The sequence below is a fragment of the Pseudoduganella sp. OTU4001 genome, assembly GCF_038440195.1.
Lineage (GTDB): Bacteria > Pseudomonadota > Gammaproteobacteria > Burkholderiales > Burkholderiaceae_D > Rugamonas.
Genome location: NZ_JASATG010000014.1, coordinates 94860 through 120354, shown reverse-complemented (window position 1 = coordinate 120354; position 25495 = coordinate 94860). Strand labels below are relative to the sequence as shown.

Sequence of the window (25495 nt, the reverse complement as noted above, 5' to 3'; positions counted from 1 at the left end):
CGCCATGCGGCTGCTGCGGATCGCCTTTGCCATCTGCGCGCTGCTGGCCCTTGCCGCAGTGTGGCGCGCCGGCAGCCAGCTGTCGCAGCCGGTCAACCATCCGGTGCGCATGCCGGGCAACGGTTTTGAAAACGTCCAGATCGAGCGCACGCGCGGCTCCCTCCTGCGCGTGGCCGGCGCCGTGCACTGCGCCTTGCTGATGCATGGCATCCGCGCCGACCGCAGTGTGATGGCGGCGCGTGCGGCCATGCTGCGCGAGCTTGGCCTGACTTCTCTCTCAATCGATCTGCAGGCCCATGGCGAGACGCCGGGCGATATGATCACTTTCGGCTACCGCGAAGCGCAGGACGCCCGCAATGGCGTCGCCTACCTGCGCGGGCAGGGCTGCAGCAAGGTGCTCGTGATAGGGCAATCGCTGGGCGGCGCGGCGGCGCTCCTGGGCGATGGGCCGCTGGCGGCGGATGCCTTCGTGCTCGAATCAGTCTTTCCGGCGATTGAGGACGCGGTGGCGAACCGGCTGGCCATGCGCTTCGGCCTCGCCGGGCGCCTTGCCGCACCCTTGCTTTACCTGCAGGTCCCCTTGCGCGCCGGCGTTGGCCTTGACGAGCTGCGGCCGCTGCAGGTGGTGCGTAAGCTGCAAGTCCCGGTGCTGGTGGCAGGCGGCATGCGCGACGAACAAACGCCGCCGGCGGAGACGCGCCGCATGTTCGACGCGGCCGCCGGCCGCAAGGAGCTGTGGCTGGTGGAAGGCGCGGCGCACCAGGATTTGTACGCCTACGACCCGGTTCAGTACAAGGCCCGACTGGCCGCCTTCATCGATGTTATGCTTGTTAAATGAATATCATCGCGGCCCAATTTGTATCTGTTGCGGTGGCAGCGTACCTGGCTGCCGCCTGCGCCGTGCTTGGCCGCCGCAAGGCGGGCTATAGCCATTGGGCCCACACCATCAGCGAACTGGGAGAGCAAGGCGCGCGCGACCAGCGCCTGGTGGCGTTTGGCATGTTCCTGCCGGTGGGCTTGCTGCTGCTGGCTGTGGCCGGGTTGATGTGGCGCGAGCAGCCGCACAGCGCACGCCTGGCGCTTTGCATCGCGGTGGGCTACATCGGTGCTGCGTTTTTTCCTTGCGATCCAGGGTCGCCGGGCACGGGAAGTCCGCGCCAGGCTTTGCATAACCTGGCCGGTGGCGTTGAATACGTCGGCGGCGGCCTGGCGCTGATCGCCATGGCGCCGCGGCATGGGCCGCTTACCCAATGGTGCGGCGTGATCGTGCTTGGCAGTGGTTTCCTGATTGGCGTGATGCCGTCGACGGGCTGGCGTGGCGCGCTGCAACGCGTCGCCGAGTCGTGCCTGTTCGGCGGCCTGGCGTTTTCCTTATGGTGGGCTTATTTATGATCGCAGATCTACCTGAGCAGGCTTTGTTGCAGCGTTACCGTGAGCAGGGTGCTTACACCGATTGCTTCGCCATCGATGTGCCGGGGCAGGTGAGCCATGCGGCCTTCGTCGAGGCCTTCTACACCACGGCCGTCTTCAAGCTGGAGCGCTTGTTGCTGGCCTTATTTGTTGCGCGGCCATCGCACGATGACGAAGCACGCGAGCTGGCGGGCGGGCAGCGCGAGAAATTCGCGGCGTGGTCGGTGGAGGGGCGCGCACCGCAGCAGCTGTTGATGTGCGACTTTGCCGGGAGTACGCGTTCCTGGCTGATGGCGGAACCGCAGGGGCAGGGGACGCGTTTGTATTTTGGTTCTGCCGTCGTGCGTTCGCGGCAAGGTGGGGTTTTTCATGCGCTGCTTGGCTTCCATAAGCTGTATTCGCGCATCCTGCTCCGTGCCGCAGCCTCGCGCGTGCTGCGCGCGTAATGGACTCCCTCATCACCGCGTCGGCGCGCTCACTCGCCAGCGGCGATGTCCTGGGTGCACTGAAACAGGTAGCGCTACGCAAGGATCCCCCGGCGCTGGCCTTGCGCGGCATCGCCATGGCGCGCCTGGGGGATTACCCGCGCGCGCGCGAGTTGCTGCGTCGTGCGGCGCGCGGCTTCGGCATGCATGAAGCGCTGCCGCGCGCCCGCTGCGTGATTGCGGAGGCCGAGGTGGCGCTGGCCATGCGGGATTTCAGCGCTCCGCCGCGAGCGTTGTCGGCGGCGCTGGCAGTGCTGGAGTCGCACGGCGATTATGGCAATGCCTTGCAGGCGCGCCTGATCGCAGCCCGGCGATCCTTGCTGCTTGGACGGCTAGCGGCCGCCGCTGCCGAACTGTCGCGCCTCGATATGCGGGCGCTGACTCCCGCCCTGGCGGCGGTGGCCGACCTGGCGTCGGCCGAGTTGGCAATGCGTTCGCTGCATCCCGCAGCGGCGCGAGCCGCGCTGGCCCGCGCACAGATTGCTGCCGCGCGCTCGGGGGTGCCGGAGCTGCTGGCGGAGGTACAGGAAGCCGCCGCTGCGCTGGAACGTCCGGCAGCGCGCCGCCATAACGCGGACGGAGTCGCTGCCAGGACGGTGTCGCTGGACGAAGTTGCGCAGCTGCTGACGTCCGATGCGCTGGTACTGGACGCATGCCGGCGCGCTATCGGCACGGGCGATGCGGGCGGAACAGGCTGGCATTCCCTGGCGCGGCGCCCGGTGCTGTTCGCCCTGGCCCGGGTGATGGCCGAGGCCTGGCCTGGCGACGCAGAACGCGACGTGCTGATTGAACGGGCGTTTAGCACGCGGCAGCCGGACGAGACCCACCGTGCGCGCCTGCGGGTCGAGATAGGGCGATTGCGGGCGCTGGTCAAAGGACTGGCCAGTATCGACGCGACGCCAAGCGGCTTTGCCATGCGCCCGCTCGCTGGCCGGCCGCTTGCCGTGCTGGAGCCGCCTATCGCGGGCGAGCAGGCATCGCTGCTGGCGCTCCTGTCCGATGGCGCGGCGTGGTCGACCTCCGCACTGGCGCTGGCACTGGATGCCAGCCAGCGCACCATCCAGCGCGCGCTGGCCGAGCTGGAAGCGGCAGGGCAGGTGCGCTCGATCGGCAAGGCCCGCACCCAGCGCTGGCTGGCGCCGCCGATCGCCGGATTCACGACAATCTTGTTACTCCCTGCTGCATTGCCATTGGAATAAAGTTCACTTGCGGCGCCAGACACGGCGCGCCACATAAGGAGCTGGACCATGAACCGGAATACAAGCAAGGTGCGCACCGCTGAAATCGTGCGCGAATATGGCCCGTTTGAGGGCGTCAAGAATGTCGGCGGCGTCACGCATGACGGTGAGCTGGTGTGGGCCGCCACCGGCGCCCGCCTGATCGGCTTTGATCCCGCCAGCGGCCGGGAGGCGCGCTCGCTGGAACTGCCGGCCGATGCCGGCACCACTTTCGATGGCAAATACCTGTACCAGATCGCGGAACAGCGCATCGACAAGATCGACCCGGCCAGCGGCAAGGTGCTGAAGACCATCCCGGCTCCGGGCCACGGCGCCGACTCGGGGCTGGCCTGGGCCGAGGGCAGCTTGTGGGTCGGCCAGTACCGCGACCGCAAGATCCACCAGATCGATCCGGACACCGGCGCCATCATCCGCACCATCGAATCGAACCGCTTCGTCACCGGCGTGACCTGGGTGGACGGTGAGCTGTGGCACGCCACTTGGGAAGGCGAGGAAAGCGATATCCGCCATATCGACCCGAAGACCGGCGAGGTACTGGAGCGCCTGCAAATGCCGCCCGGTGTCTTCGTCAGCGGGCTGGAATCCGACGGCGCGGGCCTGTTCTATGCCGGCGGTGGAGGCAGCGCCAAAGTGCGCGCAGTGCGTCGTCCACGGGGAGAATGACCATGCATAACATCGTCAATCAGGAACAGTGGGTGGCGCAGCGCAAAGCCTTGCTGGTGCGCGAGAAGGAAGTTATGCGCCAGCAGGACCAATTGGCCCGTGAACGGCGCGCGCTGCCATGGGTGAAGGTCGACAAGCAGTATGTATTCGATACGCAGCAGGGGAAACGCTCGCTGTCCGACTTGTTCGAAGGCCGCCGCCAGCTGGTGGTGCAGCATTTCATGTTCGCGCCTGGGCAGGAACGTGGCTGCGCGCATTGCTCCTACATGGCTGACCATACGGACGGCGCGCTGCCGCACTTGTCGCAGCGCGACGTGAGCCTGGTGGTTGTGTCGCGCGCCCCGCTGGCCAGCTTGCAGCGCATGCGCGAGGAGATGGGCTGGCAATTCAAGTGGGTGTCGTCGGGCGACAGCGATTTCAATTACGACTTCGACGTGAGCTTCGCGCCGGAGGAGCTGGCGCAAGGCGAGGTTTATTACAACTACATAGGCCAGCCATTCCCGCACGAGGACGCGCCAGGCGTCAGTGTTTTCTACCAGGATGACGCGGGCGTGGTCTACCACACGTATTCGACCTTTGGGCGCGGCGTGGAAGTGATGATGCACACTTACCGCCTGCTAGACCTTACCCCGCTGGGGCGCAACGAGGATGCGCTGCCTTATACGATGGCCTGGGTCAAGCACCACGACCGCTACCAGCAGGCGCCTGCCGCCAAATCCTGCTGCACCCACGCCTGAAGCGGAGGATGCCATGCCCGACTTTCGACCCTGGAAGGTCGTGGCATCGCTCGCCTGTTGCCACATGGCGTCGATGTCGCTATGGTCCTTCATCATGGGCATTGCCCACGGCGCCAGCTTCCTGCTGACGCCGGCGCTGATGACGCTGTGCGGCGCCGGCGGGCTGCTGGTGCAGACCCTGGTGGCGCTGGGCCTGCACCTACTGCTGATGCTGGCATCGGGCGGCGCATTGCTTTACCTGGCCGCCCGCATCATGCGGGTACTTAAGGCTTGATGATTACTTTGCCGGTGACCTTGCGCGCCGCCATCGCTTCCAGCGCGCGCGGGGTGTCGGCCAGCGCATAGCGCGCCGAAATATGCGGACGGATCTTGCCTTCGCCCAGCCAGCCTAGCAGCTGCATCATGCCGGCCAGGTTGGCTTTCGGCTCGCGCTTGACGAACTCGCCCCAGAACACGCCCATCAGCGAAGCGCCCTTGAGCAGCGTCAGGTTCAACGGCAGCTTGGGGATTTCACCGTTGGCAAAGCCCACCACCAGGTAGCGCCCGCGCCAGCCGATGGAGCGGAAGGCCGGCTCGGCATATTCGCCGCCGACCGGGTCGTAGATCACGTCCGGGCCCTTGCCGTCGGTGGCGGCCTTGATCGCCTCGCGCAGGTCGCTGCTGCTGTAGTTGATCAGCACGTCGGCGCCATGCTCCTTGCAGACAGCCAGCTTTTCGTCGGTCGAAGCGGCGGCGATGACGCGCGCGCCCAGCGCCTTGCCGATCTCGATCGCGGCCAGGCCAACGCCGCCCGCCGCGCCCAGCACCAGCATGGTTTCGCCGGCCTTGAGCTGCGCGCGGTCCACCACCGCGTGGTGCGAAGTGCCGTAGGCGAGGGTGATGGCGGCGGCGGTATCGAAGTCCATCCCGGGCGGCATCGGCATCAGCGCGGCGGCGGGCGCCAGCAGCTGTTCGGCAAAGCCGCCGTGGGCGGAGAAGGCAATCACCTTGTCGCCCGGCTTGTAACCCTGCACGCCTTCGCCGACCGACAGCACTACCCCCGCTACTTCATTGCCGGGGGTGAAGGGCAGGGGCGGGCGGTACTGGTACTTGCCCTGGATGATCAGCACGTCGGGGAAGTTGACGGCCGCCGCTTTCACCTGCAGCACCACCTGGCCCGGGCTTGCCTGCAGATCCGGCAGCTCCTCCAGCGTCAGCGTGTCCGGCAAGCCCCAGTCCTTGCAAACGATAGCTTTCATCTTGTCTCCATTATTTTCGAACGATCGTACGATTATGCCCGAGAACAGTTTGCGCAGGGACAAAGTTTAGCGCGCGGCAGGGGGATACATTGGGCTGGCAGGGGAGGTGAACGCCATGAGTATCCGGTACGGCTGCTTTTTCAGTTACGCGCATGGCCAGCACGCATACATGAGCCATTTCAAGGACGACTTTGTCGATGCCCTGAAGTGCTATCTCGAGCCCCATTTCGACAATGAGACCGAACTGTTTGTCGATAGCGAGCAGCTGGGTGGCGGCGACGATATCGACAAGCGTATCGCCCTGGCCATGTGCCAGAGCGCGACCATGGTCGTGATCTACACGCCCAAGTACGAAGCCCACCCATATACCCGGCGCGAATTCGCCGCCATGCAGATGATCGAGGCCGAGCGCAGCCAGTGGTACGAGCTGCCGTCGCACCTGATCATCCCCGTGATAATGACCCGCCATCCGCTGAACCTGCCGCGCCAGATCAGCGAGCCGGGCATGTATGTGGACTTTTCGCGCTACACGTTGGCGACCGGGGAGCTCAAGACCAACCCCGATTTCCTGCCCGATATCCGGCGCATCGTGGATCGCGTCACGATGCACTACCACTGCCTGAAGGCGGGCATGCCGCCCGACCACGACTGCCGGCAGTTCGTGCTGCCGCCGGTGCCGCCGGAATGGCGTCCGCCGGCCCCGCCCCATTTCCCACGCTGAACCTACCGCAGAAGGCCCGCCATGGAACACCTACGCCTGCACCTGCCAGTGCTGCCCGCAGCCGGCGAAGTCACGACTTTCTATTCCTATAAAGGCGGCGTAGGCCGCACGATGGCGCTCGCCAACCTGGGGCATATGCTGGCGGCGCGTCCGGCGGCGCCGGTGCTGCTGGTGGATTGGGACCTGGAGGCGCCGGGCCTGCATTACTACTTCCCCGGCGCGCCGGAAGCTCCCGGCGTACTGGACCTGTTCGAAGCTTGCCGCGACCAGTTGCAGGAGCGCGCCGGCCGCTACGCCAGCGATAGCGCGCTGGCCGAAGCGGTGCTGGACGCGGTGCGCTGGGAGCAGTACCTGGTGCGGGCAAGCGATGACCGGCCACTCTGGCTGCTGCGTGCTGGGCGGTGCGACGGCAGCCATGCGGAACGCGCGGCAATGCTGGACTGGCAAGGCATCTTCGATACCTGCCCCGCGCTGTTCCGCACCTTTGCCGCGCGCCTGGTGCGCCATTTCGGCCACGTGCTGGTGGATGCGCGCAGCGGGCGCGCCGACAGCGCCGCCATCTGCACCACGCTGCTGCCGACGCGGCTGGTGCTGGTGTTCGCGCCCAACCGGCAGAACCTGGACGGCCTGCAGGACCTGGTTTCGCGCGCCACCGGCTACCGCAGCTGCCATGAGGACGAGCAGCGCCAGTTGCTGGTGTACCCGCTGCCCTCGCGCATCGACACGGCGGACGCTGCACTGAGCGCGCTGTGGCGGCGCGGTGACGACGGCTACCAGCCGCTCTTCGAACGCGCGCTGGCGCATGCCTATGGCCTGACCTGGCTGTCGCTGGAAGATTATTTCAACGCCGTGCAGCTGCCATATTGCCCCAGCCTGGCGAGCGGCGAGCCGCTGCCAGCGCCGGCGTTGCAATCAGGCTACGATACTTTCCTACAGTGGTTGCGCGATGGCTTGTGCCCGTGGCAAAGCCTGCCGTCGGCGGCGCCGCCCGCCAACCACAACAACCATCACGCTTTGCCACTGGAGCAGCAGCGGGCCGGATACTGGCCGGTGCCCGCGGCGATGTGAAAATTCGGGAATTTTCCGTCGTTGCTTCAGGTAAAATTCCCTGTATGAGAATCCTTATCAGTAACGACGACGGCTACCTGGCGCCTGGCATCAATGCGCTGGCGGAAGCCCTGCAGCCTATCGCCGATATCGTGGTTGTGGCGCCTGACAGCAACCGCTCCGGCGCCTCCAATTCCCTGACGCTGGACCGGCCCCTGTCGGTGCATAAAGCGGCAAATGGTTTCTATTTTGTCAATGGCACGCCGACCGATTGCGTCCACGTGGCGCTGACCGGCCTGCTCGACGAGCTGCCCGACCTGGTGGTGTCCGGCATTAACAACGGGCCGAACATGGGCGACGACACGCTGTACTCCGGTACCGTGGCGGCGGCCACCGAGGGCTACCTGTTCGGCATCCCGGCTATTGCCTTCTCGCAAGGGGCCTACGGCTGGGCGCATGTCGATGATGCCGCCCGCGTGGCGCGCGACCTGGTGCAGCGCTATATGGAGCTGCTGGACCGCCCATACCTGCTGAACGTGAATATCCCCAATCTGCCGTATGAGCAGCTGGGCCCATTGACCCCGACCCGCCTGGGCCGCCGCCACCAGGCGGAACCCGTGGTCAAGGCGCTGGACCCGCGCGGGCGCGAAATTTACTGGATTGGCCCGCCAGGCGCCTGCAAGGACGCCGGGGAGGGCACCGATTTCCATGCACTCGCCAACGGGCGCGTGTCGCTGACGCCTTTGCAGATCGACCTGACGCACCGCCAACAACTCGATTCCCTGGCAAAGGCCCTTGCATGAGCGACAAGACCCGCACTTTCCCGCTGCCCCTGTCTTCCATTAACGACAAGAGCCCGGCAAAGAAGCCGGTCTACAACACGGTGGCCACGCCACAAACCGCGACCCAGAACGCGGCCCGCACGGCAGCCGCCAGCCCGGGCGGCTGGCGTCCGCCGCAGCCGGTGGCCTCGCCATCGCGCTCCCACACCTACGCCCAGGAACGCGCCCAGGTGCAGCTGGCGCCAGCCGCCGCGCCGCGCGCGCATGCGCTGGTGTCGGACGGGGTGCGCCGCGCCATGGTGCAGCGCGTGGCCAAACAGGGCGTCAGCGACCCGGTGGTGCTGGGCGCGCTGGACACCGTGCCGCGCCATATGTTCATGGATGAAGGCCTGGCGCCGCAGGCCTATATCGACGCCTCGCTGCCGATCGGCCACCACCAGACCATCTCCCAGCCTTACATCGTGGCGCGCATGATTGAGGTGATGCGCGCCGGCCAGGACCTGCACCGCGTGCTGGAAATCGGTACCGGCTGCGGCTACCAGGCGGCGGTGCTGGCCTGCGTGGCGCGCGAGGTCTATTCGATCGAGCGCATCAAGCCTTTGCACGAGCTGGCCAAGTCCAACCTGCGCCCGATGCGGGTGCCGAACCTCCGTTTGCACTACGGAGATGGTATGCTAGGCTTGCCGCAAGCGGCCCCCTTCGACGGCATCATCCTCGCCGCCGCAGGCCTGGAAGTGCCGCAGGCATTGCTGGAACAGCTGAATATCGGCGGCCGCCTGGTCGCCCCGGTCGGGGCCCGCACCCAGCACCTCGAACTGGTGACCCGTGTAAGCAAGAACGAGTGGGTGCGCCAGACGCTGGAAGACTGCCACTTTGTGCCGCTCCGCCCTGGCACCGTTTAACACTTTATTGAACAGAATGACGAAGAATTACTCCCTTTTCCTGATGGCGGCCGCGCTGGCCGTGCTGACCGCCTGCTCGACCCCGCCCAACAATGTGCCGGTCGAGGATCGTTCGGTGCCGCTGCCGGCCCCCACGCCAAAAGTGGCGCCGGTCGAGGAACCGAAAGACAAGGAGGGCTATCACACCGTCCGCAAGGGTGACACCCTGATCCGCATCGCCTTTGACCGCGGCCTGAATTACCGCGAGCTGGCGGCCTGGAACAACCTGTCCAACCCGGACGATATCAAGGTCGACCAGGTGCTGCGCCTGTCGCCGCCGGAAGGTGTGCAAATTACGGCGGTGCCGACGCCGCAGATCGAAAAGCCGGCGCCGGTGCCGCGCAAGACCGCGCCTAAAGGCGAAAAGCGCCCGTACTCGGAAACCGCGGTGGCGGAATTGCAGAAGCCTGAGGGCGACAAGCCTGAAAAGCCGGCCTTGGTGGCCAGTTTGGCGCCGGCGCCGGCCGCGCCGGCCGCCCCGCCGCCGGCGCCCGCCATGAGCGCCGAGGACCGCGAAGTGGCCTGGACCTGGCCGTCCGACGGCCGCGTGGTGGCCCAGTTCGACGAGGGCAAGAACAAGGGTATCGATATCGCCGGCCGCGCCGGACAACATGTGTTGGCCGCCAGCGCAGGAAAAGTGATGTATGCCGGTAGCGGCATCCGCGGATATGGTAATCTCGTCATTGTGAAGCACAATAACAGCCTGTTGTCGGCCTATGCCCACAACCGCTCCATCCTGGTCAAGGAGGGGCAGGACGTGAAGAGGGGCCAGGCAATTGCTGAAATGGGGGATTCCGATACCGACGCCGTCAAGCTGCACTTTGAGATAAGGCAGCAGGGCAAGCCGGTGGATCCGACAAAATTCCTGCCTAACCGCTAGATACCACCCATGACACGCTCGCCGAATGACCAGCTGGAAGACGACTCGATTCCGGAGGATTTTCCGGACGAGCCGATCGATGAAGGATCGATCGATTCCATGGAGTCGGACGGCGAGGTCGCGGTTGAAGGCGGCAGCGCCGTCCTCGAAACCGTCGACGAGCTGAAAAAGGTGCTGGCGGCGGAGCTCTCCACCGACACCACCCAGCACTACCTGAACCAGATCGGCACCCGTCCGCTGCTGACGGCGCCGCAGGAAGTCCACTTCGCCACCCTGGCCAAGCAGGGCGATTTCTCGGCGCGCCAGACCATGATCGAGCATAACCTGCGGCTCGTGGTCTCGATCGCCAAACACTACATCAACCGCGGCGTGGTCCTGCTCGACATGATCGAGGAGGGCAATATCGGCCTGATGCGCGCCATCGACAAGTTCGAGCCGGAGCGCGGCTTCCGCTTCTCGACCTACGCCACCTGGTGGATCCGCCAGAGCATTGAGCGCGCCATCATGAACCAGGCGCGCACGGTGCGCCTGCCGGTGCATATGGTGCGTGAACTGAACCAGATCCTGCGCGGCAAGTACCACCTGGAGGCGCAGCACCACAACGGCAAGGACGCCACGGCGGAGGATATCGCCGACCTGGTGGGGCGGCCGGTGGAGGAGGTGCAGGATATCCTGGCCTTGTCCGAACATGCCACCTCGCTCGACGCGCCGCTCGATAACGACCCCCAGTCTTCGCTGATGGATATGCTGCCCGGCGACTCCGAGGACTCGCCCGATGCGCGCGCCGAACACCACGAAATGACGGTGCTGGTGCGCGACTGGCTGACCAAGCTGCCGGACAAGCAGCGCATCGTGATCATGCGCCGTTTCGGGCTGGATAACGACGATCCGGCCACGCTGGAAACCCTGGCGGAAGAAATGGGCGTGACGCGCGAGCGGGTGCGCCAGATCCAGCAGGAAGCGCTGGTGAAGTTAAAGCGTGCCATGGCCGCACGCGGTGTGGTGCGCGACTCGCTGCTCTAGCGCTTCGCGGTCTGATATCATAGCGGGCTTTGGGCGCGCAACGCGCCGGCTGCAACCTTAATCGCTATGCAAGACACTATCGTTGAAATCAAATCCCTGGACATGGATGCCCGTGGCGTTGGCCACATCGAGAACGAAGACGGCTCGCCGGGCAAGGTAGTCTTCATCGAAGGCGCGCTGCCGGGTGAAAAAGTCAGCTTCGAGCTGCTGCGCAAGAAGAAGAACTGGGAGCAGGGCCGCATGACGGCGCTGCACAAGGAATCGTCCATGCGCGTGAAGCCGAAGTGCGAGCACTTCGAGATTTGCGGCGGCTGCTCCATGCAGCACCTGGAGGCTTCGGCCCAGGTGGCGATCAAGCAGCGCGTGCTGGAAGACAACCTGTGGCACCTGTCCAAGGTCAAGTCCGACACCATGATGCGCCCGATGTACGGCCCGACCTGGGGCTACCGCTACCGCGCGCGCCTGTCGTCGCGCTTTGTGGCCAAGAAGGGCACGGTGCTGGTCGGCTTCCACGAAAAGAAATCGGTGTTCGTGGCCGACATCCAGAGCTGCCAGATCCTGCCGAAGCACGTCTCCGACATGATGATGCCGCTGCGCGCCCTGATCCACTCGCTGACCATCTTCGACAAAGTGCCGCAGATCGAGCTGGCCGTGGGCGAAGACAATACCGTGCTGGTGATGCGCAATATGGTGCCGCTGGGCGAGGGCGACGAGGACAAGCTGAAGGCCTTCGCCGACCAGTACGGCATCCAGTGGTGGCTGCAGCCTAAGGGCCCGGACACCGCCTATCCTTTCTACCCGGCCGACAAGGAACTGTATTACACGCTGCCGGAATTCGGCATCAAGATGCCGTTCAAGCCGACCGACTTCACCCAGGTGAACCACCACATCAACCGCGTGCTGGTGCACAAGGCGTTGCGCCTGCTGGAAGTGCAGAAGGAAGACCGCGTGGCCGACCTGTTCTGCGGCCTGGGCAACTTCACCCTGCCGCTGGCAACCCAGGCGCGCGAAGTCGTGGGTATCGAAGGTTCGACCGCACTGACCGAGCGCGCGCTGGCCAATGCCAAGGTCAATGGCGTGGACGGCCACACCACTTTCCAGTGCCGCAACCTGTTCGAGATCACCAGGGACGACCTGATCGCCCTGGGCAAATTCGACCGCATGCTGATCGACCCGCCGCGCGATGGCGCCATGGCCCTGTCGCTGGCGCTGGCCGAACTGAAGGAATCGAATCCGGACTTGCTGCCGAAGCGCATCGTCTACGTTTCCTGCTCCCCGTCGACCCTGGCGCGCGACGCCGGCGTATTGGTGCACCGCGCCGGCTACCGCATGTCGCAGGCCGGCGTGATGAATATGTTCCCGCACACCTCCCACGTCGAATCGATGGCGGTGTTCGACCTCGTGTAAGTCGGGAGTAGCAACCACTTCGCAAATGACAACGCCGCCCAGAAGCTGGGCGGCGTTTGTCATTTACGGTCCCGCAATCAGTGCTGCTTGCGGCGTCGGATCAAGGCCAATGCGGCAAAGGCTACGCCGAACAGTGCCGGGCTGTAAGGCTCTGGCACCTCCGCGGCAGCTACGGCCGCGTTGGTTACGGTGAACTCGTAAGCAGCGTCCGCTGCCCACGAACTTTGATCGAGGTAGGACGTGACGCCTGCGAGAGTCGCCGTGCCACCCAGCCAGTAGCTGCCGTAATTGAAGCCGTCAGTGGTCGAATATGTATTGTCGTTGAGGGCGTTGACCAGGCTGCAGCAATAGGTGACCAGCAGCGAATAGTTGCCAGCGCCCAGGGTTTGGGTCAAGTGCGGGTTGAGGCTGTTCGAATCGTCATTGGTGATCAGGTGGCCGCCAGCGCTGTTGAACAGCGAAAACATCGCGTCGCCATAGCCACCGTTAAAGCTGAAATCGACGTCCGACGCTGCGTTGACGTGGAATTGGATGACATCGTAACCGTGCGCGTTAAAGTTGCCATTGATAACGGTGGCGCTGGCGCTACCAATGCTGACCGTTGCCAGGATGGCGAAGGCGGCGGCGATCTTTTTCAGGAAATACATGGACAAGCCTTTCAAGGTAAGTGAACGACTTGCTCATTAAGCAAAATGCGGGCCAGTTATCGCAAAGTGTTAAATGGGAAAATAAAACTTTTCAAAAATCAATAACTTGCAAATTCGAGAACTTTGATTTTCTCGCGGCATCATTGCCGCATGCTTAAGAGTTGTAATGTTTTCCGACATTGATCAATGGCAATAAAAAAGCCGGCGCATGCCGGCTTTTTTTGCTTGGAGCAGGGCGCTTATTCGCGGTCGCCGGCCAGGCCCAGCAGCGACAGCAGGCTGCTGAAGATGTTGTACACGTCCAGGTACAGGGCCAGGGTGGCGGTGACGTAGTTGGTTTCGCCGCCGTTCACGATCTGCTGCACGTCGTACAGGATGTAAGCGGAGAAAATGGCGATCACCAGTACCGAGATCACGATCGACAGCGCGCTCATGCCCAGGAAGATGTTGGCCACCGAGGCCAGCAGCAGCACGATCACGCCGGCGAACAGCCACTTGCCCATCATCGAGAAGTCGCGCTTGGTCACGGTGGCGTAGCTGGCCAGGGCCAGGAAGATGGTCGCCGTGCCGCCGAACGCGGTCATGATCAGGGTGCCGCCGTTGGCGAAGCCCAGGGTGCGGGTCAGCAGCGGGGTGAGCAGCAGGCCCATGAAGAAGGTGAAGCCCAGCAGCAGCGCGACGCCGACGCCGGAATTCTTGTTCTTCTCAATACCCCAGATGAAACCGAAAGCCACCGCCATGAACAGGATGAAGCCCATGAAGCCGCGCGGGATCGGCACGCCGAACATGACGCCAATGGCAGCGCCCAGCACCGTCGGGATCATCGACAGGGCCAGCAGCCAGTAAGTGTTGCGCAGTACGCGGTTGCGGATCTGCGCGTTGTCGGTTGCGACTGCACTACCGAAATGATGTACGTTTTGCATTTTTAAATGCCTCCTTTACTAAAAAGCATAGCATGTCGCCGACCGGGTGGGGACTTTCTCGCTTAGGAAATACTTAAAAACGCTTAGGGGAAGCCCTTAGTCGACCCAAGGGTAGGTTTGCTTGGGCATACAGGGTGAACTATGTTAAAATCGAAGGTTGATCGGGAATCTAAATTCTTGTTTTAAACCTTTCTTTTTATTGGAGTTTTTCATAATGGCAATCGAACGCACCCTGTCGATCATCAAACCAGACGCAGTAGCTAAGAACGTGATCGGCCAGATCTACAGCCGTTTCGAAGGCGCAGGCCTGAAAGTGATCGCTGCCCGCATGACCCAGCTGTCCCGCGCTGAAGCCGAAGGCTTCTACGCTGTGCACGCTGCACGTCCTTTCTTCAAGGACCTGGTTGACTTCATGATTTCCGGTCCTGTGATGATCCAGGTTCTGGAAGGCGAAGGCGCGATCCTGAAAAACCGCGACCTGATGGGCGCTACCGATCCGAAGAAGGCAGAAAAAGGCACCATCCGTGCTGACTTCGCTGACTCCATCGATGCTAACGCTGTGCACGGCTCCGACGCCGCTGAAACCGCTGCTGTGGAAATCGCCTACTTCTTCCCAGCACTGAACGTTTACTCCCGTTAATTTTTACTAACGGTAGTAGTGTAGTAGAGTAGTATTGCTTTTGCCTCGGGCCCCCGGTCCGGGGCAAAGCCGTTTTTGAAATTGAGTAAAAAAGCATGGAAACTTCCCTCACCAACCTGCTGGATTTCGATCCAGAGCAATTAGTCGCCTACTGCGCCGAGCTGGGGGAGAAGCCTTTCCGTGCCAAACAGCTGCAGCGCTGGATCCACCAGTTTGGTGCGTCCGACTTTGACAGCATGACCGACCTCGCCAAGTCCTTGCGCGAGAAGCTGAAGACGCGCGCCCACATCGTGGCGCCGGCCATCATCAGCGACAATACTTCCGCCGACGGCACCCGCAAATGGCTGGTGGACGTGGGTAATGGCAATGCCGTGGAAACCGTGTTCATCCCGGAAGAAAACCGCGGTACGCTGTGCATTTCGACCCAGGCCGGCTGCGCCGTGAACTGCCGTTTCTGCTCGACCGGCAAGCAGGGCTTCAACCGCAACCTGACCGTGGGCGAAATCATCGGTCAGCTGTGGATGGCTGAATTCGCGCTGCGCCAGACCAAGGGCATCGAGCCCGGCCCGAAAGGCGAACGCCAGATCACCAACGTGGTGATGATGGGCATGGGCGAGCCGCTGCTGAACTACGGCCCGACCGCCACCGCGCTCAAGCTGATGCTGGACGATAACGCCTACGGCCTGTCGCGCCGCCGCGTGACCCTGTCCACCTCGGGCGTGGTGCCGAATATCGACAAGCTGTCGCAAGACGTTCCGGTGGCGCTGGCGGTATCGCTGCACGCATCGAACGACAAGCTGCGCGACGAGTTGGTCCCGCTGAACAAGAAGTACCCGCTGCGGGAACTGCTGGCGGCGTGCAAGCGCTACCTGGAGTTCGCGCCGCGCGACTTCATCACCTTCGAGTACTGTATGCTCGATAACTACAACGACTCCGACGAGCACGCGCGCGAACTGATCGCGCTGGTGAACGATCCGGTGGTCGGTGTGAATTGCAAGTTCAACCTGATTCCTTTCAACCCCTTCCCGGAATCGGGCCTGCTGCGCTCCAAGAACCCGCGCATCAAGGCCTTCGCTGAAATTCTGATGAACGCGGGCATCGTAACCACCATCCGCAAGACGCGCGGCGATGATATCGACGCGGCTTGCGGCCAGTTGGCGGGCGAAGTGAAGGACCGCACCCGCGTGGCTGAACGGATGGAAAAGATGGCCGAGTACCAGAAGAAGTTCGGCGCCGATTTCGGCAAGATCGTGGAGATCCGTTCCTGATGATCGATTTCGCCCAGCGCCGCTTCAAGTGCCTGGCCGCGGTCGCGCTGGCCAGTATTTTGGCGGGCTGCGCGACGGGGCAAGCCCCCGGCGGCATGGAAGACCTGAAGACCGCGTCCGATATGACGGCAGCGCAAAAGCGCGCCGAAATCCGCTTGCAGCTGGCGGCCGGTTACTTCGAGCAGGGCAATTATCCGGTGGCGCTGGATGAAGTGAAGAAGGCGATTGCCGCCGACCCGCAAGGCGTCAGCGGCTACAGCCTGCGTGCCATCATCTACATGCGCATGAACGAGAAGGCGCTGGCGAACGACAGCTTCCTGCAGGCCCTGAAGCTGGCGCCGAACGATCCGGACCTGAACAATAATTACGGCTCCTTCCTGTGCCAGAACGAGCGCATCAAGGAATCGTTCAAGCATTTCGATGCCGCGCTGGGCAACCGCAATTACCAGTCGCCGGCCGGTGCTGCGAACAATGCCGGCAGCTGCGCGCTGAAGATCAAGGATTACGGGCTGGCCGAAAAGTACCTGCTGCGGGCTTTGGAGCTGGCGCCGGACGTGCCGGAAACGAACGTCGGCCTGGCCCGGGTGTACTATGCGCAGCGCAATTATCCGCGCGCGAGCATGTTCATCGCCCGTTTGGGCAGGGTGGCGAAACTAGACAACTTGCCGGCCGAGGTGCTGTGGCTGGCGATTAAGGTGCAGCACAAAATGGGCGACCAGGGTTCGGAGCAGGGCTTCGCGACCCAGTTGCGGCGTCATCACGCCGGGTCGCCGGAGTACGCTGCGTATCAACGTGGGGCGTTTGATGAGTGAGAACGGGGAACGAATGGATTCTGAGCAGGAACAGCCGACCAGCCAGCAGCATGCTTCTACGCCCGGGGCAGCACTGGCAGCGGCACGCGAGGCCATGGGCCTGAGCGTTGAACAGGTAGCAGACCAGCTGAAACTGGCGCCGCGCCAGGTGTTGGCGATTGAGCAGGGCAATTTCGACGCATTGCCGAACCGCGCGGTGACGCGTGGTTTCATCCGCGCTTACGCGAAGGCGATGCGGCTGGACCCGGCGCCGCTGGTGGCGATGGTGGAAGTGGAGGGGGCCGAGGGCCACGCCACGGCTACCGTGCGTCCGACCAAGGTGCAGGCGTCGTTCCAGGAGTCGCGCTTCCCGTCGCTGACGGAGCGTAATAACGGTAAGCCGATGGGCGCGATCGTGGCCGGTGTGGCTGTGGTGGCGCTGGTTGGCGTGGCGGCGGCCTGGCAGATGGGCGTGTTGGCGCCGCTGACCCTGGCGACCCGCGCCGGTGTTGACGCGCCGGCCGAAGCGCCTGCCACGGCGGAACCGTCGGCGTCGCTGACGGTGGCGCCGCCTGCCGCTGGCGCGCAGCCGGCCGAGGCGCCGCTGCAGACCCAGAATGTGCCGCTGATTTCGGTGCCGCCGCAGGCCGGCAGCAACCCTGCGCCGGCGACGGTGCCGGGTGCCGGTATCGCAGCCGACGCTGCTGCGGGCACTGCGCCGGCCAACCGTCCCGGTCTGACGACGGCGGCAGGCACGCAGCCAGCGGCCACCACGCAGGCTCCGGGCACCGCGCCGGCCAACCGTCCTGCGCCGACCACGGCAACCGGCACGCAGCCGGCAGCGACGACGCCAGCGGCGGGCGCCGCGCCAGCGAACCGTCCCGCGCCGACCATCGCGACAGGGGCGGCCGCCGCACCTGGTGCTGCGCAAGCGCCGGCCACCGCGCCAGGCCTGATCCCGGCCAAGCCGGCAGCAGGCGCGCCTGCTGCCGCCGCGACGCCAGCGGCAACGGGCAGCGATACACCTGCCGGCGCCCCATCGGTCGGCGCCGCAGGCGGCAAGCTGACCCTGACGGTGAAGGAAGACTCCTGGATCGAGATCCGCCGTCCAGGCCAGAGTGCATCGCTGATCGCCCGCCTGGTCAAGGCCGGCAGCACGGAAACGTTCAACGTGCGTGAGAAGGACTTGCTGATCGTCGGCAAGCCAGGCGGCGTCAGCGCCAACCTGGCCGGCGCCCAGCTGGATCTGCCGCAGGTCCCTGGCGGCACCATCTCCCGCGTAAATATCAAGTAAGAGTAGCCAAGCAATGTCTTCTTCGAACAACCCGATCCCTTCCGGACCACTGGCGCGCCGCGCCAGCCGCCGCGTGCTGATCCAGCACGGCGAGCGCAAGATCTGGGTCGGTGGCGACGCGCCGGTGGTAGTGCAGTCGATGACCAATACCGACACCGCCGACGCGGTGGCGACGGCGATCCAGATCAAGGAACTGGCGCGCGCCGGCTCCGAACTGGTACGCCTGACGGTGGACCGCCCTGAAGCGGCTGCCGCCGTGCCCTACATCCGCGACCAGCTGGACAAGATGGGTATCGACGTGCCGCTGGTGGGCGACTTCCACTACAACGGCCACACCCTGCTGACCGAGTACCCGGACTGCGCCGCCGCGCTGTCCAAGTACCGCATCAACCCCGGCAATGTGGGCAAGGGCGCCAAGCGCGACACGCAGTTCGCGCAAATGATCGAAGTCGCCGCCAAGCACGACAAGCCGGTGCGCATCGGCGTCAACTGGGGCTCGCTCGACCAGGCCCTGCTGGCCCGCATCATGGACGAAAACGCGGCCCGCGAAAATCCATGGACCGCGCAAGCCGTGATGTACGAGGCGCTGATCACCTCCGCCATCGAAAACGCGGTGCGCGCTGAAGAACTGGGCCTGGCCCGCGACAAGATCATCCTGTCCTGCAAAGTCTCCGGCGTGCAGGACCTGATCGCCGTCTACCGTGAACTGTCCAAGCGCTGCGACTACCCGCTGCACCTGGGCCTGACCGAAGCCGGCATGGGCAGCAAGGGCATTGTGGCGTCGACCGCCGCGCTGTCGGTGCTGCTGCAAGAGGGCATTGGCGACACCATCCGCATTTCGCTGACCCCGGAACCGGGCGGCGACCGCACCAAGGAAGTGGTGGTGGGCCAGGAAATCCTGCAGACCATGGGCCTGCGCAAATTCACCCCGATGGTGATTGCATGCCCGGGCTGCGGCCGCACCACGTCCACCGTGTTCCAGGAACTGGCGGACGACATCCAGACCTACCTGCGCGAGCAGATGCCGGAATGGAAAAAGACCTACCCGGGCGTAGAGGCGATGAACGTGGCCGTGATGGGCTGCATCGTCAACGGCCCGGGCGAATCGAAGCACGCCAATATCGGCATCAGCCTGCCGGGCACCGGTGAATCGCCGGCCGCTCCGGTCTTCGTCGACGGCCAGAAAGTAGCGACCCTGCGCGGCGATAACATCGTTGAAGAATTCCAGGCGATTGTGCTCGACTACGTTCAGAAAAATTACAGCAAAGCAGCTTAAAGAATCATGTCCAACAAAGCAGACAAAATCACAGCCATCAAGGGGATGAACGATCTCCTGCCGGCCGACGCCCACTTGTGGGAAATCTTCGAGAACACCGCGCAGTCCGTGGTGCAGAGCTACGGCTTCCAGCAGATCCGCACCCCGATCGTGGAAGAGACCCGCCTGTTCTCGCGCGCCATCGGCGCCGTGACCGATATCGTCGAGAAGGAAATGTATTCCTTCGAAGACTCCATGAACGGCGACAAGCTGACCCTGCGCCCGGAAGGCACCGCAGGCGTGGTGCGCGCCGTGCTGGAACACAACCTGGTGTACGAAGGCCCTAAGCGCCTGTGGTACAAGGGCCCGATGTTCCGCCACGAGCGTCCGCAGCGCGGCCGCTACCGCCAGTTCCACCAGTTCGGCGCGGAAGCCGTGGGCTTCACCGGCCCGGACGTGGACGCCGAAATGATCGCGATGTGCCGCCGCCTGTGGGATGACCTGGGCCTGGAAAACATCCGCCTCGAAATCAACTCCATCGGCGACGCCGAGGAGCGCGCACGCCACCGCGTCGACCTGATCGCCTACCTGGAGCAGCACCAGGAGCACCTGGACGCCGACGCCAAGCGCCGCCTGCACACCAACCCGCTGCGCATCCTGGACACCAAGAACCCGGACCTGCAAGCCATCGTCAACAGCGCACCGAAGCTGCTGGACTACCTGGGCGCGGAATCGCTGGCCCACTTCGAAGGCGTGAAGAAGATCCTGGACGCCAACGCGATCCAGTACACCGTCAACACCCGCCTGGTGCGCGGCATCGACTACTACAACCGCACCGTGTTCGAATGGGTCACCGACGAACTGGGCGCACAGGGCACCGTATGCGCCGGCGGCCGCTATGACCCGCTGATCGAAATGTTCGGCGGCAAGCCAACCCCGGCGGTCGGTTTCGCCATGGGCATCGAGCGCCTGATCGAACTGATGAAAGGCGCCGGCGACACCGCCGCGCCGCGCCAGTGCGACGTGTACCTGGTGCACCAGGGCGAAGCGGCCCAGATGCAAGCCTTCATCCTGGGCGAGCGCCTGCGCGATGCCGGCCTGGACGTGATCCTGCACTGCGCCGCGCTGACCGGCGCCGGCAGCTTCAAGTCGCAGATGAAAAAAGCCGACGGCTCCGGCGCAACCTTCGCAGTCATCATCGGCGAAGACGAAGTGGCCAATAACACTGCCGTCGTCAAGGCAATGCGCGCTGCGGAAGGCGAAGGCCAGCAGCAAACCGTTGCCTTCGAAGGCGTTGTCGATTACGTCGTGGACCAGATCACATGCGGAGACGATTGTGACCACGACCACGATCATCACCACCACCATTAATCAATAAAGATACAGGCAGACTGAAACATGGCATACGATCTCGAAGAACAAGAACAGCTTGCTACCCTCAAGGCGTGGTGGGCGAAGTACGGCAACGTTTCCACCTGGGTGGTGATCGCCGGCCTGGCCGCCTATTCGGGCTGGAACGGCTGGAACTACTACCAGCGCAACCAGGCGGCGCAAGCTTCCGTCCTGTTCGATGAACTGCAGACCGCCGTCACCGCCAAGGACAACACCAAGGTGCAGCGCGTAGCGGGCGACATCGAGAACAAATTCGGCAGTTCGTCCTACGCCGCGCTGGCAGGCCTGAGCGCCGCCAAGTCGGCCTTCGACGCCAACGACCTGAAGACCGCCAAGGCGCAGCTGGAATGGGTGGTTGCACACGGCAACGACGAGCAGAAGAACGTGGCCTCGATCCGCCTGGCAGGCGTGCTGCTGGACGAAAAAGCCTACGACGCTGCGCTGAAGGCGCTGGCCGGCGCAACCCTGCCGCAGTTCAAGAGCTCGGTGGAAGACCGCAAGGGCGACATCCTGGCCGCACAGAACAAGATGGAAGATGCGCGCAAAGCCTACCTGGCCGCGCTGGCAGCCGCCGACAAGAAGGCCCCAGGCCGCCAGCTGATCCAGCTGAAACTCGAATCCATCGGCGGCACCGCGCCGGAAGAGAAGGCATAAGCACATGCGAGCAACGCGTACCATCATTGCGCTGGGCGTACTGGCGCTGGCTGCTGGCTGCAGCACCATGAACAAGCTGAATCCGTTCGCCAAGGAAGACAAGTTCGCGCCAGCCAAGCTGGAAGAGATGAAGTCCGGCGTGCCGGCCCGCATCGTATGGAAGCACAGCACCGGCAAGGCCGGCGCCAATGTCTTCACCCCGGCACTGGCCGACAACAGCGTGTTCGTGGCCGACGCAGACGGCAATATCGAGCGCCTGGACGCCGCCAGCGGCAAGGTGCAGTGGCGCAGCAAGGTCAAGGGCGACCTGACCGCCGGCGTGGGCGTCAGCCCGGATGGCAAGCTGCTGGCTGTGGGCGGCGAGAAGGGCAAGCTGTTCGCCTTCGACGGCAGCGGCAAGGCGCTGTGGGAGGTGCAGGCTTCGAGCGAGATCCTGTCCGCTCCTGCGGTTGGCAACGACGTGGTCATCGTGCGCACCGGCGACAACAAGGTCACCGCCTATGACGCGGCCGACGGCAAGAAGCGCTGGTTCATCCAGCGCGTGACGCCGCCGCTGACGCTGCGCAATATGCCGGGCCTGGTGATCGCCAATGGCAATGTGTACTCCGCGCAGCCAGCCGGCCGCATCCTGGCCCTGGCGCTGAGCAACGGCGTGCCGCGCTTCGAAGTGCCGCTGTCCGAGCCGCGCGGCGCGACCGAGCTGGAACGCGTGTCCGATATCTCCGGCAGCCCGGTGGTGTTCGAGAGCGACCTGTGCGCCGTCAGCTTCCAGGGCAAGGTCGGCTGCATGGACCTGAACACCGGCGTTGCACGCTGGAGCAAGCCGACTTCGTCGGACGTGGGCGTGGGCGTCGACCAGCGCTTCGTGTTCGTGTCAGAAGAGAAGGGCGCTGTACAAGCCTTTGCCCGCGATGGCGGCGCATCGGTCTGGAAGAATGAGAAGCTGGCTTACCGCCGCTTGTCCACCCCGATTTCCTACGGCCGTTTTGTGGCGGTGGGCGATCTGGAGGGCTATGTGCACTTCCTGTCGCGGGAAGACGGCACGATTTTAGGTCGGATCGCCACCGACGGCAGCGCCATCAAGGCGGCGCCGGTGCTGGCGGGTTCGAATGTGATTTTCCAAACCCAGAATGGGACTGTGGCCGCTATCGCGGTCGAATAAAAATAATATGAAGCCGGTAATTGCACTTGTAGGTCGCCCGAACGTCGGGAAATCGACCTTATTCAATCGACTGACCCGCTCGCGCGATGCGCTGGTAGCGGACCTCCCTGGTTTGACGCGCGATCGTCACTATGGCGAGGGCCGCGTTGGCAATCGTCCGTTCCTGGTCATCGATACCGGCGGTTTTGAGCCGGTTGCCAAGGAAGGCATCATGTTCCAGATGGCGCTGCAGACCAAGCAGGCCGTGGCAGAAGCGGACGTGGTGGTGTTCCTGGTGGATGGCCGCCAGGGCATGACCCCGCACGACAAGACGATTACCGATTTCCTGCGCAAATCCGGCCGTCCGGTGCTGCTGGTGGTGAACAAGGCCGAAGGCATGCGCTATACCGCTGCCGTGTCGGACTTCTATGAGCTGGGCCTGGGCGATCCGTACGCGATCTCCGGCGCCCACGGCGACGGCGTGCACGACCTGGTGCAGGAAGCGCTGGACAAGGCCTTCGCTTCGCGTCCGGCCGACGAGGAAGAACTGCTGCCGCAGGACCGCGGCGTGAAGATCGCCCTGGTGGGCCGCCCGAACGTGGGCAAGTCGACCCTGATCAACACCCTGGTGGGCGAAGAGCGCGTGATCGCCTTCGACATGCCGGGCACCACCCGCGATTCGATCGAGATCCCGTTCGAGCGGGAGGGGCGCCAGTACACCCTGATCGACACCGCCGGCATCCGCCGCCGCGGCAAGGTGTTCGAAGCGATCGAGAAGTTCTCGGTGGTGAAGACGCTGCAGTCGATCTCGGAAGCCAACGTCGTGATCCTGATGCTCGATGCGCAGCAGGATATCTCCGAGCAGGACGCCCACATTGCGGGCTTCATCCTGGAATCGGGCCGCGCCCTGGTGGTGGCGGTCAACAAGTGGGACGGCCTGCAGTCGGACGACCGCGACCAGGTCAAGATGGATATGGACCGCAAGCTGGACTTCCTGTCCTTCGCCAATACCCACTTCATCTCGGCCCTGCGCGGCTCGGGCATCGGCCCGCTGATGAAGTCCGTGAACGGCGCCTATGCGGCGGCCACGGCCAACCTGCCGACGCCGAAGCTGACCCGCGCCCTGCAGGAAGCCATCGAGAAGCAGGAACCGAAGCGCAAGGGCGGCGTGCGTCCGAAGATGCGCTACGCCCACCAGGGCGGCCAGAACCCGCCGATCATCGTTATCCACGGCAATTCGCTGGATGCGGTGTCCGAACCGTATAAACGCTATCTGGAAAAGCATTTCCGTGATAGTTTCAAGCTTGTTGGCACTCCGCTGCGCATCGAGTTGCGTAACGGCAAGAACCCGTTTGACAAACGCGAAGGCTAAATAAGTCAAACTTAAGGTTTATCTCGCTGCAAGATTAAGAAAAACAAGGTACAGTAGCTTTGGAGCATCCCCAGCAGCACTTGAAAAGCAGGCGCAGCGTCTCCATTTCGTACACAACAACATAAAACGGAGCTGTTATGAGCAATAAAGGGCAATTGTTACAAGACCCATTCCTGAACGCGCTGCGCAAAGAGCACGTTCCAGTCTCGATCTACCTGGTAAACGGCATCAAGCTGCAGGGCCATATCGAGTCTTTCGACCAGTACGTGGTACTGCTGCGTAACACCGTGACCCAGATGGTGTACAAGCACGCTATTTCCACCGTGGTGCCTGCCCGCGCCGTCAACCTGAACATCGACAACTCCTCCGAGGCAGCGGAGTAAGCCCCTTCGTATGCGTGCAGCTTTAGTCGGGGTAGATTTCGGTCAGGGCGACTTTGCTGCCAGTATCGAGGAGTTGATGCTGCTGGCCCGCTCCGCGGGCGCAGATCCTGTCACCACCATCACCGGTAAGCGGTCGTCCCCGGATGCCGCGTATTTCGTCGGCAGCGGCAAGGCCGACGAAATCGGCCATGCGGTGCAGGACCACAAGCTCGAAATCGTCATCTTCAACCATGCGCTGTCCCCAGCCCAGCAGCGCAACCTGGAAAAACGCCTTCAATGCCGGGTGCTCGACCGCACCAGCCTGATTCTCGATATCTTTGCGCAGCGCGCGCAAAGCCACGAGGGTAAGGTGCAGGTCGAACTGGCCCAGTTGCAGCACCTGGCCACGCGCCTGGTGCGCGGCTGGACCCACCTTGAGCGCCAGAAGGGTGGTATCGGCCTGCGCGGCCCTGGTGAAACCCAGCTCGAAACCGACCGCCGACTGCTCGGCGAGCGCGTCAAGATGCTGCGCGCCAAACTGGCCAAGCTGCGCAAGCAGCATGAGACCCAGCGCCGTGCCCGTGGCCGCAGCCATACTTTCTCCGTGTCCCTGGTCGGCTATACCAACGCCGGCAAATCGACCCTGTTCAACACGCTTACCAAGGCCGGCGTCTACGTGGCGGACCAGTTGTTCGCCACGCTGGACACCACCTCGCGCCGCGTCTACATGGGCGAGGAGATCGGCAACATCGTGCTGTCTGACACGGTCGGCTTCGTGCGCGAACTGCCGCACCAGCTGGTGGCGGCATTCCGCGCCACGCTGGAAGAGACCATCCACGCCGATTTGCTGCTGCACGTGGTGGACGGCGCTTCGCCGACCCGTATGGAGCAGATCGAACAGGTCAACCTGGTGCTGCGCGAAATCGGCGCCGACCATATCCCCCAGATCCTGGTGTGGAACAAGATCGATGCGGCGGGCCTTGAGCCGGCGGTCGAACGTAATGAGTATGATAAGATTTCCCGCGTATTCATCAGCGCACGCACAGGCCAAGGTCTGGACCTGCTGCGCGATGCGATCTGTGAGGCAGCACGGGATGAGCAGGAAGCGCTGGCCAACCCCAAAGAGGAGCTGGCGGAAGACAGTATTCTCAACTTTACCCAAGTAGGATCTCACTAAGAAAAAT

Annotated in this window: 28 protein-coding genes; 25 read left to right on the top strand and 3 right to left on the bottom strand. The window is 63.8% G+C overall.

From position 1 onward, the window contains the following. Positions 1–4: 4 nt before the first annotated feature. Genes AAHE99_RS14850 through AAHE99_RS14820 form a run of 7 tightly spaced genes read left to right on the top strand, consistent with a single transcriptional unit; the run spans position 5 to position 4807 of the window. Positions 5–838 carry an alpha/beta hydrolase gene (locus AAHE99_RS14850; protein WP_342118125.1) on the top strand — a complete coding sequence of 278 codons (834 nt, stop codon included), beginning with the start codon at positions 5–7 and terminating at the stop codon, positions 836–838. Further along, positions 835–1392 carry a DUF998 domain-containing protein gene (locus AAHE99_RS14845; protein WP_342118124.1) on the top strand — a complete coding sequence of 186 codons (558 nt, stop codon included), beginning with the start codon at positions 835–837 and terminating at the stop codon, positions 1390–1392. Before AAHE99_RS14850 ends, AAHE99_RS14845 begins: the two co-directional genes overlap by 4 nt. Further along, positions 1389–1856, top strand: a complete 468-nt coding sequence (locus tag AAHE99_RS14840) for a hypothetical protein (RefSeq protein ID WP_342118123.1) — start codon at positions 1389–1391, stop codon at positions 1854–1856. The genes AAHE99_RS14845 and AAHE99_RS14840 overlap by 4 nt, the downstream gene beginning before the upstream one ends. After that, a complete protein-coding gene (locus AAHE99_RS14835; RefSeq protein ID WP_342118122.1) occupies positions 1856–3094 on the top strand; it encodes a helix-turn-helix domain-containing protein in 1239 nt (412 codons plus the stop codon). The genes AAHE99_RS14840 and AAHE99_RS14835 overlap by 1 nt, the downstream gene beginning before the upstream one ends. A 48-nt stretch (positions 3095–3142) precedes the next feature. Then, complete coding sequence (locus AAHE99_RS14830) at positions 3143–3796, top strand: Vgb family protein (RefSeq protein ID WP_342118121.1); 654 nt, start codon at positions 3143–3145, stop codon at positions 3794–3796. Beyond that, positions 3793–4533, top strand: coding sequence for a DUF899 domain-containing protein (locus tag AAHE99_RS14825; RefSeq protein WP_446728929.1), 741 nt, complete (start codon positions 3793–3795; stop codon positions 4531–4533). Before AAHE99_RS14830 ends, AAHE99_RS14825 begins: the two co-directional genes overlap by 4 nt. 13 nt (positions 4534–4546) lie before the next feature. Beyond that, positions 4547–4807, top strand: coding sequence for a hypothetical protein (locus AAHE99_RS14820; RefSeq protein ID WP_342118119.1), 261 nt, complete (start codon positions 4547–4549; stop codon positions 4805–4807). Here AAHE99_RS14820 and AAHE99_RS14815 read toward each other — a convergent pair. Beyond that, the gene (locus AAHE99_RS14815; protein WP_342118118.1) at positions 4797–5771 is read right to left on the bottom strand and encodes an NADPH:quinone oxidoreductase family protein; all 975 of its coding nucleotides are present in this window, start codon (positions 5769–5771) and stop codon (positions 4797–4799) included. The two genes, AAHE99_RS14820 and AAHE99_RS14815, sit on opposite strands and share 11 nt — an antisense overlap. Before the next feature lie 115 nt (positions 5772–5886). On the opposite strand from AAHE99_RS14815, the gene AAHE99_RS14810 reads away from it, so the two are divergent. From AAHE99_RS14810 to rlmD, 7 genes are all read left to right on the top strand, one after another. Then, positions 5887–6492 (top strand): toll/interleukin-1 receptor domain-containing protein, encoded by a 606-nt coding sequence (locus AAHE99_RS14810; protein ID WP_342118117.1) that lies wholly within the window; start codon positions 5887–5889, stop codon positions 6490–6492. Positions 6493–6513: 21 nt separating this feature from the next. After that, the gene (locus tag AAHE99_RS14805) at positions 6514–7560 is read left to right on the top strand and encodes a KGGVGR-motif variant AAA ATPase (RefSeq protein ID WP_342118116.1); all 1047 of its coding nucleotides are present in this window, start codon (positions 6514–6516) and stop codon (positions 7558–7560) included. A 44-nt stretch (positions 7561–7604) separates the two neighbouring features. After that, a complete protein-coding gene (surE, locus tag AAHE99_RS14800) occupies positions 7605–8342 on the top strand; it encodes a 5'/3'-nucleotidase SurE (RefSeq protein ID WP_342118115.1) in 738 nt (245 codons plus the stop codon). Beyond that, positions 8339–9223: a protein-L-isoaspartate(D-aspartate) O-methyltransferase gene (locus AAHE99_RS14795; RefSeq protein WP_342118114.1), complete on the top strand. Its 885-nt coding sequence runs from the start codon at positions 8339–8341 to the stop codon at positions 9221–9223. The genes surE and AAHE99_RS14795 overlap by 4 nt, the downstream gene beginning before the upstream one ends. A 16-nt stretch (positions 9224–9239) precedes the next feature. After that, positions 9240–10142 (top strand): peptidoglycan DD-metalloendopeptidase family protein, encoded by a 903-nt coding sequence (locus tag AAHE99_RS14790; RefSeq protein WP_342118113.1) that lies wholly within the window; start codon positions 9240–9242, stop codon positions 10140–10142. Between the two features lie 9 nt (positions 10143–10151). Beyond that, positions 10152–11165, top strand: coding sequence for an RNA polymerase sigma factor RpoS (rpoS, locus tag AAHE99_RS14785; RefSeq protein WP_342118112.1), 1014 nt, complete (start codon positions 10152–10154; stop codon positions 11163–11165). Between the two features lie 66 nt (positions 11166–11231). Continuing rightward, a complete protein-coding gene (gene rlmD, locus AAHE99_RS14780; protein ID WP_342118111.1) occupies positions 11232–12572 on the top strand; it encodes a 23S rRNA (uracil(1939)-C(5))-methyltransferase RlmD in 1341 nt (446 codons plus the stop codon). Between the two features lie 77 nt (positions 12573–12649). Here the strand turns inward: rlmD and AAHE99_RS14775 are convergent, their stop codons facing one another. Together AAHE99_RS14775 and AAHE99_RS14770 are read right to left on the bottom strand one after the other, a co-directional pair. Continuing rightward, positions 12650–13219 carry a DVUA0089 family protein gene (locus AAHE99_RS14775; protein ID WP_342118110.1) on the bottom strand — a complete coding sequence of 190 codons (570 nt, stop codon included), beginning with the start codon at positions 13217–13219 and terminating at the stop codon, positions 12650–12652. Between the two features lie 239 nt (positions 13220–13458). Beyond that, positions 13459–14142 carry a Bax inhibitor-1/YccA family protein gene (locus tag AAHE99_RS14770; RefSeq protein WP_342118109.1) on the bottom strand — a complete coding sequence of 228 codons (684 nt, stop codon included), beginning with the start codon at positions 14140–14142 and terminating at the stop codon, positions 13459–13461. A gap of 214 nt (positions 14143–14356) precedes the next feature. On the opposite strand from AAHE99_RS14770, the gene ndk reads away from it, so the two are divergent. The 11 genes from ndk (at position 14357) to hflX (ending at position 25488) form a co-directional block, all read left to right on the top strand. Continuing rightward, complete coding sequence (ndk, locus tag AAHE99_RS14765; protein ID WP_155457472.1) at positions 14357–14782, top strand: nucleoside-diphosphate kinase; 426 nt, start codon at positions 14357–14359, stop codon at positions 14780–14782. Between the two features lie 95 nt (positions 14783–14877). After that, positions 14878–16050, top strand: a complete 1173-nt coding sequence (gene rlmN, locus AAHE99_RS14760) for a 23S rRNA (adenine(2503)-C(2))-methyltransferase RlmN (protein ID WP_342118108.1) — start codon at positions 14878–14880, stop codon at positions 16048–16050. Continuing rightward, positions 16050–16862: a type IV pilus biogenesis/stability protein PilW gene (gene pilW / locus AAHE99_RS14755; protein WP_342118107.1), complete on the top strand. Its 813-nt coding sequence runs from the start codon at positions 16050–16052 to the stop codon at positions 16860–16862. The genes rlmN and pilW overlap by 1 nt, the downstream gene beginning before the upstream one ends. 13 nt (positions 16863–16875) lie before the next feature. Beyond that, entirely contained in the window at positions 16876–18135 is a 1260-nt protein-coding gene (locus AAHE99_RS14750; protein ID WP_342118106.1) for a helix-turn-helix domain-containing protein, read from the top strand. A 13-nt stretch (positions 18136–18148) separates the two neighbouring features. Continuing rightward, positions 18149–19411 (top strand): flavodoxin-dependent (E)-4-hydroxy-3-methylbut-2-enyl-diphosphate synthase, encoded by a 1263-nt coding sequence (gene ispG, locus AAHE99_RS14745; RefSeq protein WP_342118105.1) that lies wholly within the window; start codon positions 18149–18151, stop codon positions 19409–19411. A 6-nt stretch (positions 19412–19417) separates the two neighbouring features. Beyond that, positions 19418–20761 carry a histidine--tRNA ligase gene (gene hisS / locus AAHE99_RS14740; protein ID WP_342118104.1) on the top strand — a complete coding sequence of 448 codons (1344 nt, stop codon included), beginning with the start codon at positions 19418–19420 and terminating at the stop codon, positions 20759–20761. 27 nt (positions 20762–20788) lie between these two features. Further along, positions 20789–21436 carry a YfgM family protein gene (locus tag AAHE99_RS14735; protein WP_342118103.1) on the top strand — a complete coding sequence of 216 codons (648 nt, stop codon included), beginning with the start codon at positions 20789–20791 and terminating at the stop codon, positions 21434–21436. Positions 21437–21440: 4 nt separating this feature from the next. Further along, on the top strand, positions 21441–22598 hold the full coding sequence (gene bamB / locus AAHE99_RS14730) for an outer membrane protein assembly factor BamB (RefSeq protein ID WP_342118102.1): 1158 nt from the start codon (positions 21441–21443) through the stop codon (positions 22596–22598). Between the two features lie 7 nt (positions 22599–22605). Continuing rightward, positions 22606–23949: a ribosome biogenesis GTPase Der gene (der, locus tag AAHE99_RS14725; RefSeq protein ID WP_342118101.1), complete on the top strand. Its 1344-nt coding sequence runs from the start codon at positions 22606–22608 to the stop codon at positions 23947–23949. Between the two features lie 137 nt (positions 23950–24086). Next, positions 24087–24332 carry an RNA chaperone Hfq gene (gene hfq, locus AAHE99_RS14720; protein ID WP_161027385.1) on the top strand — a complete coding sequence of 82 codons (246 nt, stop codon included), beginning with the start codon at positions 24087–24089 and terminating at the stop codon, positions 24330–24332. A 10-nt stretch (positions 24333–24342) separates the two neighbouring features. Further along, positions 24343–25488, top strand: a complete 1146-nt coding sequence (gene hflX, locus AAHE99_RS14715) for a GTPase HflX (RefSeq protein ID WP_342118100.1) — start codon at positions 24343–24345, stop codon at positions 25486–25488. Positions 25489–25495: the final 7 nt, after the last annotated feature.

What these genes read in the sequence shown, in the direction of transcription:
- AAHE99_RS14805 (WP_342118116.1), top strand. Translation starts at nt 6,514, where the DNA reads ATGGAACACCTACGCCTGCACCTGCCAGTGCTGCCCGCAGCCGGCGAA.
- rpoS (WP_342118112.1), top strand. Translation starts at nt 10,152, where the DNA reads ATGACACGCTCGCCGAATGACCAGCTGGAAGACGACTCGATTCCGGAG.
- AAHE99_RS14850 (WP_342118125.1), top strand. Translation starts at nt 5, where the DNA reads ATGCGGCTGCTGCGGATCGCCTTTGCCATCTGCGCGCTGCTGGCCCTT.
- ispG (WP_342118105.1), top strand. Translation starts at nt 18,149, where the DNA reads ATGTCTTCTTCGAACAACCCGATCCCTTCCGGACCACTGGCGCGCCGC.
- rlmD (WP_342118111.1), top strand. Translation starts at nt 11,232, where the DNA reads ATGCAAGACACTATCGTTGAAATCAAATCCCTGGACATGGATGCCCGT.
- ndk (WP_155457472.1), top strand. Translation starts at nt 14,357, where the DNA reads ATGGCAATCGAACGCACCCTGTCGATCATCAAACCAGACGCAGTAGCT.
- AAHE99_RS14835 (WP_342118122.1), top strand. Translation starts at nt 1,856, where the DNA reads ATGGACTCCCTCATCACCGCGTCGGCGCGCTCACTCGCCAGCGGCGAT.
- pilW (WP_342118107.1), top strand. Translation starts at nt 16,050, where the DNA reads ATGATCGATTTCGCCCAGCGCCGCTTCAAGTGCCTGGCCGCGGTCGCG.
- AAHE99_RS14735 (WP_342118103.1), top strand. Translation starts at nt 20,789, where the DNA reads ATGGCATACGATCTCGAAGAACAAGAACAGCTTGCTACCCTCAAGGCG.
- AAHE99_RS14815 (WP_342118118.1), bottom strand. Translation starts at nt 5,771, where the DNA reads ATGAAAGCTATCGTTTGCAAGGACTGGGGCTTGCCGGACACGCTGACG.
- AAHE99_RS14750 (WP_342118106.1), top strand. Translation starts at nt 16,876, where the DNA reads ATGGATTCTGAGCAGGAACAGCCGACCAGCCAGCAGCATGCTTCTACG.
- AAHE99_RS14830 (WP_342118121.1), top strand. Translation starts at nt 3,143, where the DNA reads ATGAACCGGAATACAAGCAAGGTGCGCACCGCTGAAATCGTGCGCGAA.
- hisS (WP_342118104.1), top strand. Translation starts at nt 19,418, where the DNA reads ATGTCCAACAAAGCAGACAAAATCACAGCCATCAAGGGGATGAACGAT.
- AAHE99_RS14845 (WP_342118124.1), top strand. Translation starts at nt 835, where the DNA reads ATGAATATCATCGCGGCCCAATTTGTATCTGTTGCGGTGGCAGCGTAC.
- bamB (WP_342118102.1), top strand. Translation starts at nt 21,441, where the DNA reads ATGCGAGCAACGCGTACCATCATTGCGCTGGGCGTACTGGCGCTGGCT.
- AAHE99_RS14810 (WP_342118117.1), top strand. Translation starts at nt 5,887, where the DNA reads ATGAGTATCCGGTACGGCTGCTTTTTCAGTTACGCGCATGGCCAGCAC.
- rlmN (WP_342118108.1), top strand. Translation starts at nt 14,878, where the DNA reads ATGGAAACTTCCCTCACCAACCTGCTGGATTTCGATCCAGAGCAATTA.
- hfq (WP_161027385.1), top strand. Translation starts at nt 24,087, where the DNA reads ATGAGCAATAAAGGGCAATTGTTACAAGACCCATTCCTGAACGCGCTG.
- AAHE99_RS14790 (WP_342118113.1), top strand. Translation starts at nt 9,240, where the DNA reads ATGACGAAGAATTACTCCCTTTTCCTGATGGCGGCCGCGCTGGCCGTG.
- der (WP_342118101.1), top strand. Translation starts at nt 22,606, where the DNA reads ATGAAGCCGGTAATTGCACTTGTAGGTCGCCCGAACGTCGGGAAATCG.
- AAHE99_RS14795 (WP_342118114.1), top strand. Translation starts at nt 8,339, where the DNA reads ATGAGCGACAAGACCCGCACTTTCCCGCTGCCCCTGTCTTCCATTAAC.
- hflX (WP_342118100.1), top strand. Translation starts at nt 24,343, where the DNA reads ATGCGTGCAGCTTTAGTCGGGGTAGATTTCGGTCAGGGCGACTTTGCT.
- AAHE99_RS14770 (WP_342118109.1), bottom strand. Translation starts at nt 14,142, where the DNA reads ATGCAAAACGTACATCATTTCGGTAGTGCAGTCGCAACCGACAACGCG.
- AAHE99_RS14820 (WP_342118119.1), top strand. Translation starts at nt 4,547, where the DNA reads ATGCCCGACTTTCGACCCTGGAAGGTCGTGGCATCGCTCGCCTGTTGC.
- AAHE99_RS14775 (WP_342118110.1), bottom strand. Translation starts at nt 13,219, where the DNA reads ATGTATTTCCTGAAAAAGATCGCCGCCGCCTTCGCCATCCTGGCAACG.
- surE (WP_342118115.1), top strand. Translation starts at nt 7,605, where the DNA reads ATGAGAATCCTTATCAGTAACGACGACGGCTACCTGGCGCCTGGCATC.
- AAHE99_RS14825 (WP_446728929.1), top strand. Translation starts at nt 3,793, where the DNA reads ATGACCATGCATAACATCGTCAATCAGGAACAGTGGGTGGCGCAGCGC.
- AAHE99_RS14840 (WP_342118123.1), top strand. Translation starts at nt 1,389, where the DNA reads ATGATCGCAGATCTACCTGAGCAGGCTTTGTTGCAGCGTTACCGTGAG.